The organism is Vagococcus sp. WN80Y (genome assembly GCF_059621045.1).
This window is the reverse complement of the sequence record NZ_JCAQHY010000001.1, coordinates 75,814-90,184: the sequence shown is the minus strand read 5'-3', so window position 1 is coordinate 90,184 and position 14,371 is coordinate 75,814. Positions and strand designations below refer to the sequence as shown.

At 40.5% G+C, this 14,371-nt stretch carries 12 protein-coding genes; all 12 read left to right on the top strand.

Going from position 1 to position 14,371, the window contains the following annotated elements:
* Window positions 1–21: 21 nt before the first annotated feature.
* The 12 genes from AC5KOD_RS00425 to AC5KOD_RS00370 all read left to right on the top strand — a co-directional run bounded on the left by AC5KOD_RS00425 (window position 22) and on the right by AC5KOD_RS00370 (window position 14,297).
* Window positions 22–891: a helix-turn-helix domain-containing protein gene (locus AC5KOD_RS00425; RefSeq protein ID WP_496912579.1), complete on the top strand. Its 870-nt coding sequence runs from the start codon at window positions 22–24 to the stop codon at window positions 889–891.
* A 49-nt stretch (window positions 892–940) separates the two neighbouring features.
* Window positions 941–1,519: a CDP-diacylglycerol--glycerol-3-phosphate 3-phosphatidyltransferase gene (gene pgsA / locus AC5KOD_RS00420; RefSeq protein WP_496912578.1), complete on the top strand. Its 579-nt coding sequence runs from the start codon at window positions 941–943 to the stop codon at window positions 1,517–1,519.
* A gap of 96 nt (window positions 1,520–1,615) precedes the next feature.
* The gene (locus AC5KOD_RS00415) at window positions 1,616–2,128 is read left to right on the top strand and encodes a hypothetical protein (RefSeq protein ID WP_496912577.1); all 513 of its coding nucleotides are present in this window, start codon (window positions 1,616–1,618) and stop codon (window positions 2,126–2,128) included.
* A 97-nt stretch (window positions 2,129–2,225) separates the two neighbouring features.
* The gene (locus AC5KOD_RS00410; RefSeq protein ID WP_496912576.1) at window positions 2,226–3,479 is read left to right on the top strand and encodes a competence/damage-inducible protein A; all 1,254 of its coding nucleotides are present in this window, start codon (window positions 2,226–2,228) and stop codon (window positions 3,477–3,479) included.
* 164 nt (window positions 3,480–3,643) lie between these two features.
* The gene (gene recA, locus AC5KOD_RS00405; protein WP_496912575.1) at window positions 3,644–4,693 is read left to right on the top strand and encodes a recombinase RecA; all 1,050 of its coding nucleotides are present in this window, start codon (window positions 3,644–3,646) and stop codon (window positions 4,691–4,693) included.
* Between the two features lie 329 nt (window positions 4,694–5,022).
* Complete coding sequence (gene rny, locus AC5KOD_RS00400; RefSeq protein ID WP_496912574.1) at window positions 5,023–6,588, top strand: ribonuclease Y; 1,566 nt, start codon at window positions 5,023–5,025, stop codon at window positions 6,586–6,588.
* A gap of 221 nt (window positions 6,589–6,809) precedes the next feature.
* On the top strand, window positions 6,810–7,403 hold the full coding sequence (locus tag AC5KOD_RS00395) for a LysM peptidoglycan-binding domain-containing protein (RefSeq protein WP_496912573.1): 594 nt from the start codon (window positions 6,810–6,812) through the stop codon (window positions 7,401–7,403).
* A gap of 208 nt (window positions 7,404–7,611) precedes the next feature.
* On the top strand, window positions 7,612–8,412 hold the full coding sequence (locus AC5KOD_RS00390) for a TIGR00282 family metallophosphoesterase (protein WP_496912749.1): 801 nt from the start codon (window positions 7,612–7,614) through the stop codon (window positions 8,410–8,412).
* An 18-nt stretch (window positions 8,413–8,430) separates the two neighbouring features.
* Window positions 8,431–8,844 (top strand): YlbF family regulator, encoded by a 414-nt coding sequence (locus tag AC5KOD_RS00385; RefSeq protein ID WP_496912572.1) that lies wholly within the window; start codon window positions 8,431–8,433, stop codon window positions 8,842–8,844.
* Between the two features lie 15 nt (window positions 8,845–8,859).
* Window positions 8,860–11,433, top strand: a complete 2,574-nt coding sequence (mutS, locus tag AC5KOD_RS00380) for a DNA mismatch repair protein MutS (protein WP_496912571.1) — start codon at window positions 8,860–8,862, stop codon at window positions 11,431–11,433.
* Window positions 11,434–11,556: 123 nt separating this feature from the next.
* Window positions 11,557–13,569, top strand: a complete 2,013-nt coding sequence (gene mutL, locus AC5KOD_RS00375; RefSeq protein ID WP_496912570.1) for a DNA mismatch repair endonuclease MutL — start codon at window positions 11,557–11,559, stop codon at window positions 13,567–13,569.
* Window positions 13,570–13,865: 296 nt separating this feature from the next.
* Entirely contained in the window at window positions 13,866–14,297 is a 432-nt protein-coding gene (locus AC5KOD_RS00370) for a YxeA family protein (RefSeq protein ID WP_496912569.1), read from the top strand.
* Window positions 14,298–14,371 lie beyond the last annotated feature (74 nt).

Here is a 14,371-nt window from a genome sequence, read left to right as displayed (position 1 = left end):
TATAGAAAAAAAGGTGAGCAAGTGGAATCTATTGGAGAAATTTTAAAAAAAGCAAGACTAGCTAAAGGGCTAACCATCGATGAGCTACAACAAATAACAAAAATTCAAAAACGCTACCTTGAAGCAATAGAAGAAAATGATTATGATCAAGTACCTGGCACTTTCTACGCGCGCTCATTTATCAAGCAATATGCGAATGAGGTAGGGGTTGATGGCGATTATTTAGTCAATCGTTTTGATGGTAAGCCAACAAAGAATATGAAGCCGCCAGAAATTGTTCGAGGATCGCGATCGGAATTGTATCAAGAAAAGCATGGTAGTTCGCGAAAAGGCGGCGTCGAGGGCATGATCCCGATGATTTTACTTTTTATTGTAGCGGCACTGATCATTGGTGGAATCGGCTATTTGACTTTACGAGAAAGCGATAAAAAGAGTATGATTGATAAACCGAAAGAGGTTGAAGTTGATCAAGGAACATCTGTTTCTAGTGCACCTACTGCTAATTCAACAACGGAAAGTACAACACCAGAATCTAGTAAAAAAGATGGGATGGATATTGTTTTTGATAGTGAAGCTGGGGCTGAGATTGGCATGACTATTAATCAAGCAACGAGTCCTTTGAAGCTAGAATTTGAAGGGGTTAATGGTGCGTGTTGGATTGGTGTGATTGTGGACGGTAATTATGTTTATGATTATACGCTAAATCCAGGTGAAACGGTTTCGACAGATTTAGCGCCTAATCAAGGAACTGCGACAGTTGTTTTAGGGGCGTCTGACAATGCAAAGGTTAAAGTTAATGGTCAAGAGTTAGCGTTTAATCCGAATAACACTGGATCAATTAAACGTAATATTAATTTAACTATCAATTATGCTGGTGAAACAGCAGAGTAGAATCGGCTTGAATGTGTCAAGCTAATAGTAAGTGGAAGGTGTGAATGGTTTGAATTTACCAAATAAGTTAACAGTTATCCGTATTTGTATGATTCCTATTTTTATCGTGGTAGTAGGGGTCAATTTTGAATGGGGCTCGCTTTCCATTGCTGGGACATCTGTTGAGATGACTCAATTTATCGGCATGCTGATTTTTGCGGTTGCTAGTTTAACAGATTGGTTGGATGGCAAGATTGCTCGTTCGCAAGGGCTAGTTACAAACTTCGGTAAATTTGCTGATCCTTTGGCAGATAAAATGCTCGTTATGACGGCATTTATTATGTTAGTTGAACAAGGAAAGGCACCTGGCTGGGTTGTGGCAATCATTATTTGTCGTGAGTTGGCAGTGACGGGGCTACGTTTATTGCTTGTTGAAGATGGTGAAGTTATGGCTGCGGCATGGCCTGGAAAAGTTAAGACGGCGACGCAAATGCTAGCAATTATCTTCATTATGATTAACAATGCTCCATTTGAAGCTTTAGGGATTCCTTTGGCTCAGATTTTACTTTATGCCTGTTTGATTTTTACTATTTATTCTGGAGTGGATTACTTTATTAAAAATTCTCATGTGTTTAAAGGGTCAATGTAAGTAATAGTTATTTATTGATGATAGGGTAGGACAAAAGGGGGGGTTGCTTTTGTCTTGCCCTCTATTTATTTTTAGTGCTAGAGGGGGGAAGAGAGGATGAAACAGCAGAATCATGAGAGGATTACAGTACTTTTAGCAACGCCTTTTGGTAGGCTCTATCTCAAGGCAGATGCGCCATATACTTATGAGATCCGACCAATATTTGATCATCGTTACAAAGTAACTAGCTGTTATGAAATCAGCGTTTCTCTAGTCGATTCGTTGTTAGAATTACTTGAATGCGGGATTATTCCTGACCAAGGGATAGAAATTTCCTCATCCTCAGATAATGGTCAAGGTTTATCTGCGATTCAACTTGAAACTGGGACAATCATGATGCATATCGGAACCTTTGGTGAGTTGGATGGGGTAATTAGTCGGTATCAGCCTCATGCTCTTCAGTTAGAAGGAGAGCGTGTCAATGGGCTGAAAGAGTTTGTTTTTTATGTTGCTTGGCTTAAATTTAAACCAACAATTAATTACGACAATGTCGAGACATGGTTAGCTGTCGATCCTGGCCAAAATTGGTATTATGAGGGAGGCCAGTTAATTAATCGAACTTCTAAGTAAAGTTGTTTAAAAGGAAGACGATGTAAAAAATATGATATAATTAAACGGAATTAAGGACAGAAAGCGAATACTATACTAAGAGTGAAAGAGTGATTATGTGAAGGCGGAAATAATTGCGGTTGGAACAGAACTATTATTGGGTCAAGTAGTGAATACAAATGCGACCTTTCTTTCAGCGGAGTTAGCGACATTGGGATTTGAAGTGTATTACCAAACAGTTGTAGGTGATAATCCGGCGCGGCTTGAAGAGTTGCTAGAGCTTGCAGCCTCGCGCAGTCAGTTAATTGTACTTTGTGGTGGTTTAGGTCCGACAGATGATGATTTAACACGGGATGTAGTGGCAAAGCATGTCGGTGAAGGTCTGTTTACAGATGAAGAGGCAATGGCAAAAATTGAGCGACACATTAATCGAGGAGGCCATCCTATGACGGCAAACAACCGTCGTCAGGCACTGTCAATTGAGCATGGACGAGTAATTCAAAATCCTAATGGTTTGGCTGCGGGGACGTTATACCAAAGCGAGCAGGCATCTTATTTGTTGTTACCTGGCCCTCCAGGAGAGTTGATTCCGATGTTTCGTCAAAATGCGCGACCGCTTTTAGCAGAGCTGTTACCTCAGCAAGAGTTATTAAGTTCGAGAGTATTGCGCTTCTTTGGGATCGGGGAGTCTCGTTTAGTGACGGAGCTGGCGGACTTAATCGATGGTCAAAGTAATCCAACTATTGCACCGTATGCTCAACCTAATGAGGTAACTCTTCGTTTAACGGCAAAAGCGGCAGATGAGGCAACTGCTCAGGTTATGTTAGATGGTATTGAAGCTGAAGTGATGACATTGGTTGGTGAGTATTTTTATGGCTATGGCGATGATAATTCCCTAGTGGCAGAAACGGTTAAAGAATTACGTCGAGTTGGGCTTACAGTGACGAGTGCTGAAAGCTTAACTGCTGGTTTATTTCAAAGTACTTTAGGTAGTGTTCCTGGTGTCTCAGAAGTTTATAAAGGTGGTTTTGTGACATATAGCAATCAAGCAAAAGAGACCCTTTTAGGGATCCCTGCAGGTCTGATAGCCGAACATGGGGTGGTTAGTCAGGAAGTTGCGATGGCGATGGCTGAAGAGGCTCGTTTAGCCTTTGATAGTGATTATGGAATTTCCTTTACGGGAGTTGCGGGTCCAGATGAATTAGAAGGACACTCTGCTGGAACTGTTTGGATTGGTGTAGCATCAAAAGACTCGGGTGTATACGCCAAGTTATATCAATTTAATCGTGACCGTGACTATATTCGGCATAGCGCAGTGATGGCTGGTTTAGACTTATTACGTAAGCAAATTCTAAGAGAAAAGCTACAATAAAAAATAATTTCAAAAAAAGCGAACAAACATTCGCTTTTTGCTTGATTTTTGTTGCAAAAGAAAGTATGATTAATAAAAAGCTTTTAAAACTGAGATGGTTTGGTTCAAAAGCGGGATTTACATGTAGTGGGAAAATTGTGTAAACAAATTAGGAGGTTTATATATTGGCAGACGATCGTAAAGTAGCCTTAGATGCTGCGTTAAAGAAAATAGAAAAGAACTTTGGTAAAGGGTCTATTATGAAATTAGGCGAAAAAATTGATACTCAGATTTCGACTATTCCGAGTGGCTCATTGGCCTTAGATGTTGCTCTAGGTGTAGGTGGGTATCCTCGTGGGCGTATTATTGAAGTGTATGGTCCAGAAAGTTCAGGTAAAACAACTGTCGCCTTGCATGCTATTGCTGAGGTACAGCGTGCTGGTGGAACGGCAGCATTTATTGATGCAGAGCATGCCTTAGATCCAAAATATGCTCAAAATTTAGGCGTCAATATTGATGAGCTATTACTGTCACAACCAGATACAGGTGAACAAGGTTTAGAAATTGCTGATGCTTTAGTTTCAAGTGGCGCGATTGACATTGTTGTCGTTGACTCGGTAGCTGCTTTAGTTCCTCGTGCAGAAATTGACGGTGAAATGGGAGATGCTCACGTTGGGCTTCAAGCACGTTTGATGTCCCAAGCTCTACGTAAATTATCAGGCTCAATTAACAAAACTAAAACGATTGCGTTGTTTATCAACCAAATTCGTGAGAAAGTCGGCGTGATGTTTGGCAACCCAGAAATCACTCCTGGTGGACGTGCTCTTAAATTCTACGCGACAGTTCGGTTAGAAGTTCGTCGTGCGGAACAATTAAAAATCGGGACGGATATTATTGGGAACCGTACGAAAATTAAAGTAGTTAAAAATAAAGTGGCGCCACCTTTTAAAGTAGCAGAAGTTGATTTGATGTATGGTGAAGGCATTTCTCGTGAAGGTGAGTTGCTTGATATGGCTGCTGATCGTGACATTGTTGATAAGAGTGGGTCGTGGTATTCATACAAAGAGGAGCGTATTGGTCAAGGGCGTGAAAATGCTAAAAAATACATCAAGGAACATCCTGAAATGTATGATGAGATTTCAGTTCGTGTTAGAAATGAATATGGAATCGGCGAAGCAGTAGAAGTTACTGAGGCTGAAGAGATTGGCGAAGTACCCTTGGATTTAGATGAATAGTAAGTAGAAGCTCTCATTAAATTGAGGGCTTTTTTTTATTTTAGGTAAAAATGACTTGTTTTTGAAAAAAGTCGATTATTTTTATTCAAAAAGCTGAAACTCATGAATCGCTTGCTGTGTCACAGTAAACGGTTCATTTTCTTACAAAAAGCTTGTCACTTAAGTCCACTAGCGTAATTTAAAGTTGACACACCCTCCTTCAAATATTAGAATAAAAGTTGTATAATGATTTAAGTTGTACAAATATGCAAGTAGGGCATATTGATAGTAATCTGTGTTTTATCAACTAAAAACTACACATATATACAAGATTATACGGAGGTGTACAAATGAGTACAGGATTTATTGGTCTACTCCTCGGTATCATCGGATTGATTGTCGGTCTCGGCGTAGGGTTTTACATTGCTAAAAGTCGTCATGAAAAAGCGATTGAAGGCGCCAAAAGCTCAGCAACTGGTATTATAGAAGAAGCAAGACGAGAAGCTGAAACCTTGAAAAAGGAAACTTTATTAGAGTCCAAAGAAGAGAATCAGAAGTATCGGCTAGAAATTGAAAGTGAGTTGAAAGAGCGAAGAGATGAAGTAAAAATTCAAGAAAATCGTTTATTGCAACGTGAAACTAATCTCGATCGTAAAGACGAGACGTTAGTTAAGCGCGAACACTCACTCGAAGACAAAGAAGAAAAACTCGATTCGAAGCAACAATTGATTGATGAACGAGAACAGAAAGTATCAGAACTAATTGAAGAACAACAAAAAGAACTAGAAAAAGTCGCGGCCTTATCACGAGAAGAAGCCCAAGATATTATTATGAAGACTACGGAAGATGAATTAACTCATGAAGTAGCCGTCATGGTCAAAGACAGTGAGCGTAAATTGAAAGAGGATGCGGATCGTCAAGCGAAAAACATCTTATCTTTAGCAATGCAACGCTGTGCAGCAGACCAAGTGTCAGAAGCGACAGTCTCAGTCGTCACATTACCAAATGACGAGATGAAGGGACGTATTATCGGTCGAGAAGGGCGTAATATTCGGACGCTTGAAACCTTGACAGGGATTGATTTAATCATTGATGATACGCCAGAAGCGGTAGTTCTTTCAGGTTTTGATCCAATTCGTCGCGAGACGGCTCGAATCGCTCTTGAAAAACTGATTCAAGATGGTCGGATTCATCCGGCTCGGATTGAAGAAATGGTTGACAAGGCACGTAAAGAGATGGATGAAACAATTCGTGAATACGGTGAAAATGCGGCCTTTGAAGTTGGCGCACATACCTTACATCCAGATTTGATTAAGATTATGGGGCGGTTACGTTTCCGTACAAGCTATGGTCAAAATGTGCTAAATCATTCGATTGAAGTGGCCAAATTAACGGCTGTTCTGGCTGCTGAATTAGGCGAAGATGTCGATTTGGCTAAGCGAGCCGGTTTCTTGCATGATATTGGGAAAGCTCTTGACCGCGAAGTTGAAGGCTCCCATGTTGAAATTGGTACTGAATTAGCTAAGAAATACAAAGAGCATCCAGTTGTTATTAATGCGATTGCTTCTCACCATGGTGATACAGAAGCAACATCTGTTATATCCGTCCTTGTAGCGGCGGCAGATGCGCTCTCAGCGGCGCGACCAGGTGCTAGGAGTGAATCTCTGGAAAACTATATCAAACGTCTAGAGCGCTTGGAAGGTATCTCTAATGACTTCCCAGGAGTTGATTCAAGTTTTGCGATTCAAGCGGGTCGTGAAGTGCGTATTATGGTTAAACCAGAGGAGATTTCTGATGATGAGTCAACGATTCTTGTTCGTAAGATTCGCAAACGAATTGAAGAAGAGCTTGATTATCCAGGACATATCAAAGTAACAGTTGTTCGTGAAACACGAGCAGTTGATTATGCAAAATAACTAATTGATAGTTGACGAGAGGCAAAGGTCTCTCGTCAACTATTTTTTTATGTTTTCTAGGTTATTTTGCTTGGGAACGAGGGGGGATTCTGAAAATTTCAGTTGTTTGATGAGGCAGAAAATGATAAACTGGAACGTGTATCGTGTTTAATATAATAATCAAATAACGTTTATTTTTTGTTGTAGTTATGTGGATATAGTAGGAAAGGAAGTTTAGTGACGTGGACGAAGAACAATTTGAAGTGCCTGAAGCAGAAGAGATTACAGCAACACGAGCGAGCCGTGCTCAAGCGAGAATCGCTAATGCTAACGTGAATAATACAACTAATAGCAATCATAATGAGCGTGAACACTCTCAATCAGGACTGGGACTTTTAGGAACAGTTTTGATTTTATTTTTACTGATATTAACAGCTGGCATGAGCTTTTTGATTTATTTATCGCTTGGACATGAGAAAAAGTATGAGGCGATGGAGCAGCAAATGATGTCAATCGAACAGCGGTTGCCTAATACAGGCAATGTTCAAGAAACAGATGATTCAAAGATGTTGAAACCTGTAACGACAGAGAGCCAAGCGACAGAAGCAACTCCAGTGGAGGGGCAGCCACAACCAGAGGCAGATCCAGCAGGTGGAGTGGTTACACCAAATCCTAATGGGACTAAAACCTATATTGTTCAGTCAGGGGATACTTTATCTGCGATTGCCGCAATTAATGGGATGACATTGGATGAGTTGAGAAGTGCGAACAGTCTAGCTGATGATGTGCTTCACGAGGGGCAAGTATTAAATGTTTCGGTGGCGGCAGCGCCTTAGTTGGGGAGATTAATTGAATAAAGAGGCAAGTTTTCTAGAAAGGTGTTTTCAAGAAGGCTTGCCTTATTTGTTCTGCTAGCTTGTCGTGAAGTTGTAGGGATTGCTGATTTACTTTCTTTTAGCCTTAATTATTGTTAAAATGGATAAAGGACTATGCAAGCAGAAAGATGCTAAAACAATTGGTTTATATAGAGAAGAGGAAGCAGTTATGCGTTTATTATTTGTTGGAGATGTTGTCGGTTCTTTAGGGAGAGATACGGTCAGTTTGTATTTGCCTAAATTAAAGAAAAAATTCCGGCCACAAGTCACAATTTTAAATGGTGAGAATGCGGCAGCAGGTCGCGGAATCACTGAAAAAATATATAAGAAGTTTTTACAAGATGGGGTAGATGTGGTTACTTTAGGAAATCATACATGGGATAATCGAGATATTTTCGAGTTTATTGAGGATGCTAAAAAGATGATTCGCCCAGTTAATTTTCCAGAAGCGACGACGCCAGGTAAAGGGATTGTCTATGTGAAGGTTAATCAAGTGGAGCTAGCTGTTATCAATCTTCAAGGCCGAGTGTTTATGGCTGATATTGATGATCCGTTTAAAGTGATTGATGATTTTGTGGCAGAAGCTCGTCAACGGACACCGTTGATTTTTGTTGATTTTCATGCAGAAACAACGAGTGAAAAGCAAGCGATGGGCTGGTTTTTAGATGGTCGTGTGTCAGCAGTTGTTGGGACACATACCCATGTTCAAACGAATGATGCTCGGATTTTACCTGAAGGGACGGCCTATCTAACGGATGTAGGGATGACTGGACCTTTTGATGGTATTTTAGGGATGAAGCGGGAGCCTGTAATAGGTAAATTCCGAACAGCTTTACCTCATCGTTTTGAGGTAGTTGAAAGTGGTCGTAGCAACCTTTCTTATTGTGTGATTGAGCTAGATGATGCGACGGGTAAAGCTAAAAACATTGAAGTGGGACAGATTAATGATGATCATCCCTTCAGAGATTAAGGAAGATAGGTAATACGAATGAAGAGAGAGACTGGATTCGTAATGGATGAAGAGGTCCAACAAGCCTTAAATCGCTTATTGTTGCTGTTGGATAAGAGTGATATTATTCAAGATTATAAAAAAATTGAAGCGAAGGTTCAAGATCACCAAGGGTTGGTGGCAATGACTGATGAGATAAAAGAGTACCAGAAACAAGCGGTTAAATTCGCTCATTATGGAAAACCAGAGGCTGAAAAGCAGGCGATAAAAAAAGCGGATGAATTGACGATGACTTTTGATGATCATCCACTAGTTATTCGCTATCGAGAAAAATTGATTGAAGCTAATGATTTATTGCAGCATTTGACTCATTTATTGGAAGCTCAGGTCAATCTCCAGTTGGACTTAACTTACGAAGATTTATTGAAGACGCAGTTGGAACCAAACGATTAAGGATGTGAATGATTTTTGGCAGAAAAAACAAAACATACGCCGATGATGGAGCAATATTTTGCGATTAAGAAGGACTATGAAGATGCGTTCCTCTTTTATCGATTAGGTGATTTTTATGAAATGTTTTATGAAGATGCAATTAATGCTTCTCAGTTATTAGAGTTGACATTGACTAGTCGCAATCGTAATGCGGATAATCCGATTCCTATGTGTGGTATTCCTCATCACGCAGCTCAAGGCTATATTGATTCATTGATTGAAAAAGGTTATAAAGTGGCAATCTGCGAGCAGGTTGAAGACCCTAAAACGACTGTTGGTATGGTGAAGCGTGAGGTAGTTCAACTCGTAACGCCAGGGACTGTTATGGAATCAAAGGGTCTGGATGCGAAGGAAAATAATTATTTAACTGCGATTGTGGCAGATGAACGTCATCAACAATTTGGTTTTGCTTATGTTGACTTAAGTACAGGGGAATTGAAGGCGAGTACTCTTTTTGATGAGGAAAGTGTGCTGAATGAAGCGTCAAGTTTGCAAACTCGTGAAGTTGTTTTAGGGAGTCAGTTGTCAGAGAGCTTAAAGGATAAATTGACGCAGCGATTAGAGGTGATTTTCTCTGAACAATTTGATGTGGCTGACACCGCTGAATCTAGCTTTATTACCGCTGATTTAACGTCTGAGTTGGAGCAAGAGGTTGTTAATAAATTATTGGCATATTTGAGCTTAACGCAGAAACGTAGCTTAGGACATATCCAAAAAGCGGCAAATTATCAACCTGCGCATTTTTTAAAGATGGATCATTATTCAAAATTTAATTTGGAGCTGTCTCAGTCGATTCGGACAGGAAAGAAGCAAGGGACCTTGCTTTGGTTACTAGATGAAACGAAGACGGCTATGGGCGGACGCTTACTAAAGCAGTGGCTAGATCGTCCGTTGATTCAAGAACAAAAAATTAATCAGCGTCAGGAAATGGTTCAAAGTCTAATTGAGGCGTTTTTTGAGCGTGCTGATTTACAGGCGGCTATGACAAAAGTTTATGACTTGGAGCGTTTAGCTGGCCGGGTTGCTTTCGGTAGTGTCAATGGTCGTGATATGATTCAGTTGAAGACATCGCTTGAGCAGATTCCACAAATTCGTTTGCTGATTGAGGGGATTAATCAGGGGCAATGGAATGATTTGTTGCTCGATTTAGATCCGGTAACGGATGTAGTTGAATTGATTGATACGGCGATTATTGATGAGGCTCCGCTGACAATTATGGATGGCGGTGTTATTAAAGATGGCTATAATAAACAGTTGGATACGTACCGTGATGCAATGAGTCATGGCAAGCAATGGATTGCTGAGATGGAAGCTAAGGAGCGACAGGATACAGGGATTAAAAACCTGAAAATTGGGTTCAATCGCGTGTTTGGTTACTATATCGAGGTGACGAAAGGTCAATTGGCTAATTTGCCAGAAGGCCGCTATGACCGGAAGCAAACACTGACTAATGCTGAGCGTTTTATTACACCAGAATTAAAAGAGACGGAAACCTTGATTTTAGAAGCAGAAGAAAAGTCTCAAGATCTGGAATATCAATTATTTTTAGAGGTTCGTGAGAAAATTAAAGCGTCGATTGGGCGACTTCAAAAGTTAGCAAAATCGGTGGCAGCCATTGATGTTTTGCAGAGCTTTGCGACGGTGAGTGAAAAATATCAATACACTCGTCCGATTATGAAAGCCAATAGTCATAATTTACAATTAGTTGAGGGACGCCATCCAGTAGTAGAAAAAGTGATGGGGCATCAAGAATATGTACCAAATAGTGTGAAAATGGCACCAGAGACGACTATTTTCTTAATTACTGGTCCGAATATGTCGGGTAAAAGTACGTATATGCGCCAATTGGCTCTAACAGTTGTGATGGCTCAAATGGGGTGTTTTGTGCCCGCGGAGTCTGCAGAGATGCCAATATTTGATCAGATATTTACGCGAATCGGTGCATCGGATGATTTGATTTCAGGACAAAGTACATTTATGGTTGAGATGATGGAGGCAAATGAAGCGTTACGTCATGCGACTAAAAATAGTTTGATTCTTTTTGATGAAATTGGCCGAGGAACGGCGACGTATGATGGGATGGCGTTAGCAGAGGCGATTATTGAATACATTCATCAAAATGTGAAGGCTAAAACCCTCTTCTCGACCCATTACCATGAGTTAACGGAGCTGGATCAGTCTCTTGAGGGCTTGGTGAATGTCCATGTGGGCGCGGTTGAAAAAGACGGTGAGGTAGTTTTTCTTCATAAGATGATGGATGGCCCAGCCGATAAAAGTTATGGGATTCACGTTGCTAAGTTGGCGGGGTTGCCAGTTGAATTATTAGAGCGTGCCTCAATGATTTTGACGTCATTGGAAGCAGGTGCTCAGGCTCCTAAGCAAAGTCAAGCGTCGCCTGTTGTAGAGAAAGAAGCTGGACAGTTATCATTGTTTTCAGAGGTTTCTACTGAGGAGTTGAGCGTCATTGATACGGTTAAACGGATGAATTTACTTGAGATGACCCCGATGGACGCGCTGAATATGCTGTATGAGCTTCAAAAAAGGATTTAATTAAGAGGCTAGGGACTAGTCTATATATATATGTTTATGAGGCTTCACGGGAGAACTCGTGAAGCTATTCTAGAAGAGTGATTGCGAGAAGTGAAGCTGTCTGGGTGAAAGGAGCTCGATGACATGAGTAAAATTCAAGAATTATCAGAGATGCTAGCGAATCAGATTGCGGCAGGAGAAGTGGTTGAAAGACCGGCATCAGTTGTTAAAGAGCTAGTTGAAAATGCGATAGACGCCAATAGCAGTCAGATTGATATCTATCTTGAAGAAGCAGGTTTGCGAAAAATTCAGGTCATTGATAATGGTGATGGGATTGAAAATGACGATGTGCTGAGTGCGTTTAAGCGTCATGCAACTAGTAAAATTCACACCCGTGATGATCTTTTTCGAATCCGGACATTAGGATTTCGCGGGGAGGCTTTACCGAGTATTGCTTCTGTGTCGGAAATGACCTTGGAAACCTCTACAGGTGAAGGCGAGGGAAGTTTTGTTCGTCTTGAAGGTGGCAAGGTTCTGGAACACAAGCCCAATGCACTGCGGAAAGGGACAAAAATCACGGTTGAAAACCTGTTTTTTAATACTCCTGCTCGGTTGAAGTATGTTAAAACAATTCAAACCGAGTTAGCTAATGTGGGAGATATTATTAATCGATTGGCGATGAGTCATCCTCAAATTGCCTTTAGGTTGGTACATGATGGCAATAAAATGTTAAGTACAACAGGAAATGGTGATATTAAACAGGCGATAGCCGGGATTTATGGTGTGGGAACGGCGAAAAAGATGATGCAGATTGGGCAGGAGGATCTGGATTTTAATGTTTCTGGTTTTGTGTCATTACCTGAATTAACACGTGCAAGTCGTAACTATTTATCAATCATTATTAATGGTCGATATATTCGTAATTACTTATTAAATAAGGCAATTGTTGAGGGGTATGGCTCGAAGTTGATGGTAGGGCGTTTTCCTTTAGCGGTGATTAAAATTGAGATGGACCCACTGTTAGTGGATGTGAATGTTCATCCTACTAAGCAAGAGGTTCGGTTGAGTAAAGAAAAAGAGCTGATGGCATTGATTGTTAGAGCGATTCAAGAAGCTTTAGGGGAACAACAGCTAATTCCTAATGCTGCAAATAATCTAGGATTTAATCGTCAAGCGCCGAAGGAAAAGAAATTAGAGCAAATTCGGATGCCATTGGAGACGACAGCGATTGAGAGTACGGGCATTAGCCGTCATCAAAGTCATCGTCCCCCAAGTTTTAAAGAGCAAGGATTAGCCTATGATGCTGCAGAAGGGCGCTTCTATGTCCCTGATAAGGAGTCTAAGGCTGTTGAAGCTCCTGTTCAGTTAGAGAGTGGGACGCCAGCTAATAGACCACAGGAGGATGTGACAGTGGTATCAGAGTCAACAGCAGTTCTTGAAGCAGAGTCACCTGCTAAAATTGTCGATTTAGGGCATGTAGATAATCAGAAATTTGATCTGCCTTTTGGTCCAGAAGTGGAAGAAACTCTAGAGTTAGACTTGGAGACTCAAGATACGTCAAACGGGCGTTTCCCAGAGTTAGAGTATTTTGGGCAAATGCACGGAACTTATCTATTTGCTCAAAGCGTTGAAGGGCTGTATATCATCGATCAGCATGCGGCTCAGGAACGGATTAAGTATGAGTATTTTCGTGAAAAAATTGGTGAGGTAGGGACAGATTTACAGGAGTTGTTGGTCCCGATTGTTTTGGATTATCCTAATAGTGATGTGCTGAAAATTCAAGAACAAACGGATAATCTGGCATCAGTTGGGATTCACTTGGAGTCCTTTGGTCAGAACAGTTTTATTGTTAGGGCTCATCCTACGTGGTATCCAAGTGGGAAAGAGGAGACGATTATTCGCGAAATGATTGATTTAGTTTTAACGACTGGTCAAGCTAGTGTTGCGAAGTTTCGCGAAGATACAGCGATTATGATGAGCTGTAAGCAATCGATTAAGGCCAATCATTATTTAAATGATGAGCAAGCACGGATTTTATTAGAGGATTTGGCCAAATGTGAGAATCCGTTTAATTGTCCTCATGGTCGGCCTGTGTTGATTCATTTTAATAATACTGATATGGAAAAGATGTTTAAACGAATTCAGGATTCACATTAATAAAAATTTATAAGTACCGTTTCTCTTGCAAAGGAGGCGGTCTTTTTTTATTCAAAAAACGTTTTAATATAACGTTTTATATGTGTGGAATTTTAATGTTTTAAATGGGTTAGGTGTGTTTAATATAACGAAAAACTAACATTATTGTAAGGCGCCAAAAAAGAGAGCCCTGTCATCTCTTGATAGCGTTGATGATTAAGACTCTAGGTGGATTTTAGCGTCCGCCTCTGGCTTGATGAAAAGAAAAGGGAGATAGTTAATAATAAATATATCAAGTGATAGAAGGAGAAATAAAAATGAAATTAATTAAAGCTGTTGTATCAATCATCGTATTAGGGGTCGCCGTTTTGGTTATTGGAAAGGCATTGCTTCCAGATGAGCAAACAACTGACAATGATTTGGCTCAACAAATAGATCGATTTAATCCCTTTGTTTCAAAGGAGGATGTTTATGTGTTAACGGCGAATGAGCATGGAACTAAGCAAGAGCCAGGTGGTTACATGTATTATCAGGATGCTTATAAAGAAGACGGAAGTAGTTATAAAGTGTCATTCTATGCTGGAGATGAGCTGAGAGAAGGGGCTTTTCTAAAATTAGAGGCTAAAGGGAAGTTTGTCAAAACATGGGAAGAGGTGTCACAAGAAGAGTTGCCACTAAAGGTTAGGGAAAAATTGGCCGGGGCGGTTCCAACTGCGGCTCAGGAACAATCGACTGAACCCCCTATGTGATTTAGTTTAGAGTAAGAATTGTATTGCATTTGTGAAACGAAGGGGAGGACTTTTGTCCCCTTCTATTTTGTTTT

Excerpts from the sequence above, each read along its gene's own strand:
- AC5KOD_RS00390 (WP_496912749.1), top strand. The coding sequence starts at position 7,612 with ATGCGTTTATTATTTGTTGGAGATGTTGTCGGTTCTTTAGGGAGAGAT.
- mutL (WP_496912570.1), top strand. The coding sequence starts at position 11,557 with ATGAGTAAAATTCAAGAATTATCAGAGATGCTAGCGAATCAGATTGCG.
- AC5KOD_RS00385 (WP_496912572.1), top strand. The coding sequence starts at position 8,431 with ATGAAGAGAGAGACTGGATTCGTAATGGATGAAGAGGTCCAACAAGCC.
- AC5KOD_RS00415 (WP_496912577.1), top strand. The coding sequence starts at position 1,616 with ATGAAACAGCAGAATCATGAGAGGATTACAGTACTTTTAGCAACGCCT.
- rny (WP_496912574.1), top strand. The coding sequence starts at position 5,023 with ATGAGTACAGGATTTATTGGTCTACTCCTCGGTATCATCGGATTGATT.
- AC5KOD_RS00370 (WP_496912569.1), top strand. The coding sequence starts at position 13,866 with ATGAAATTAATTAAAGCTGTTGTATCAATCATCGTATTAGGGGTCGCC.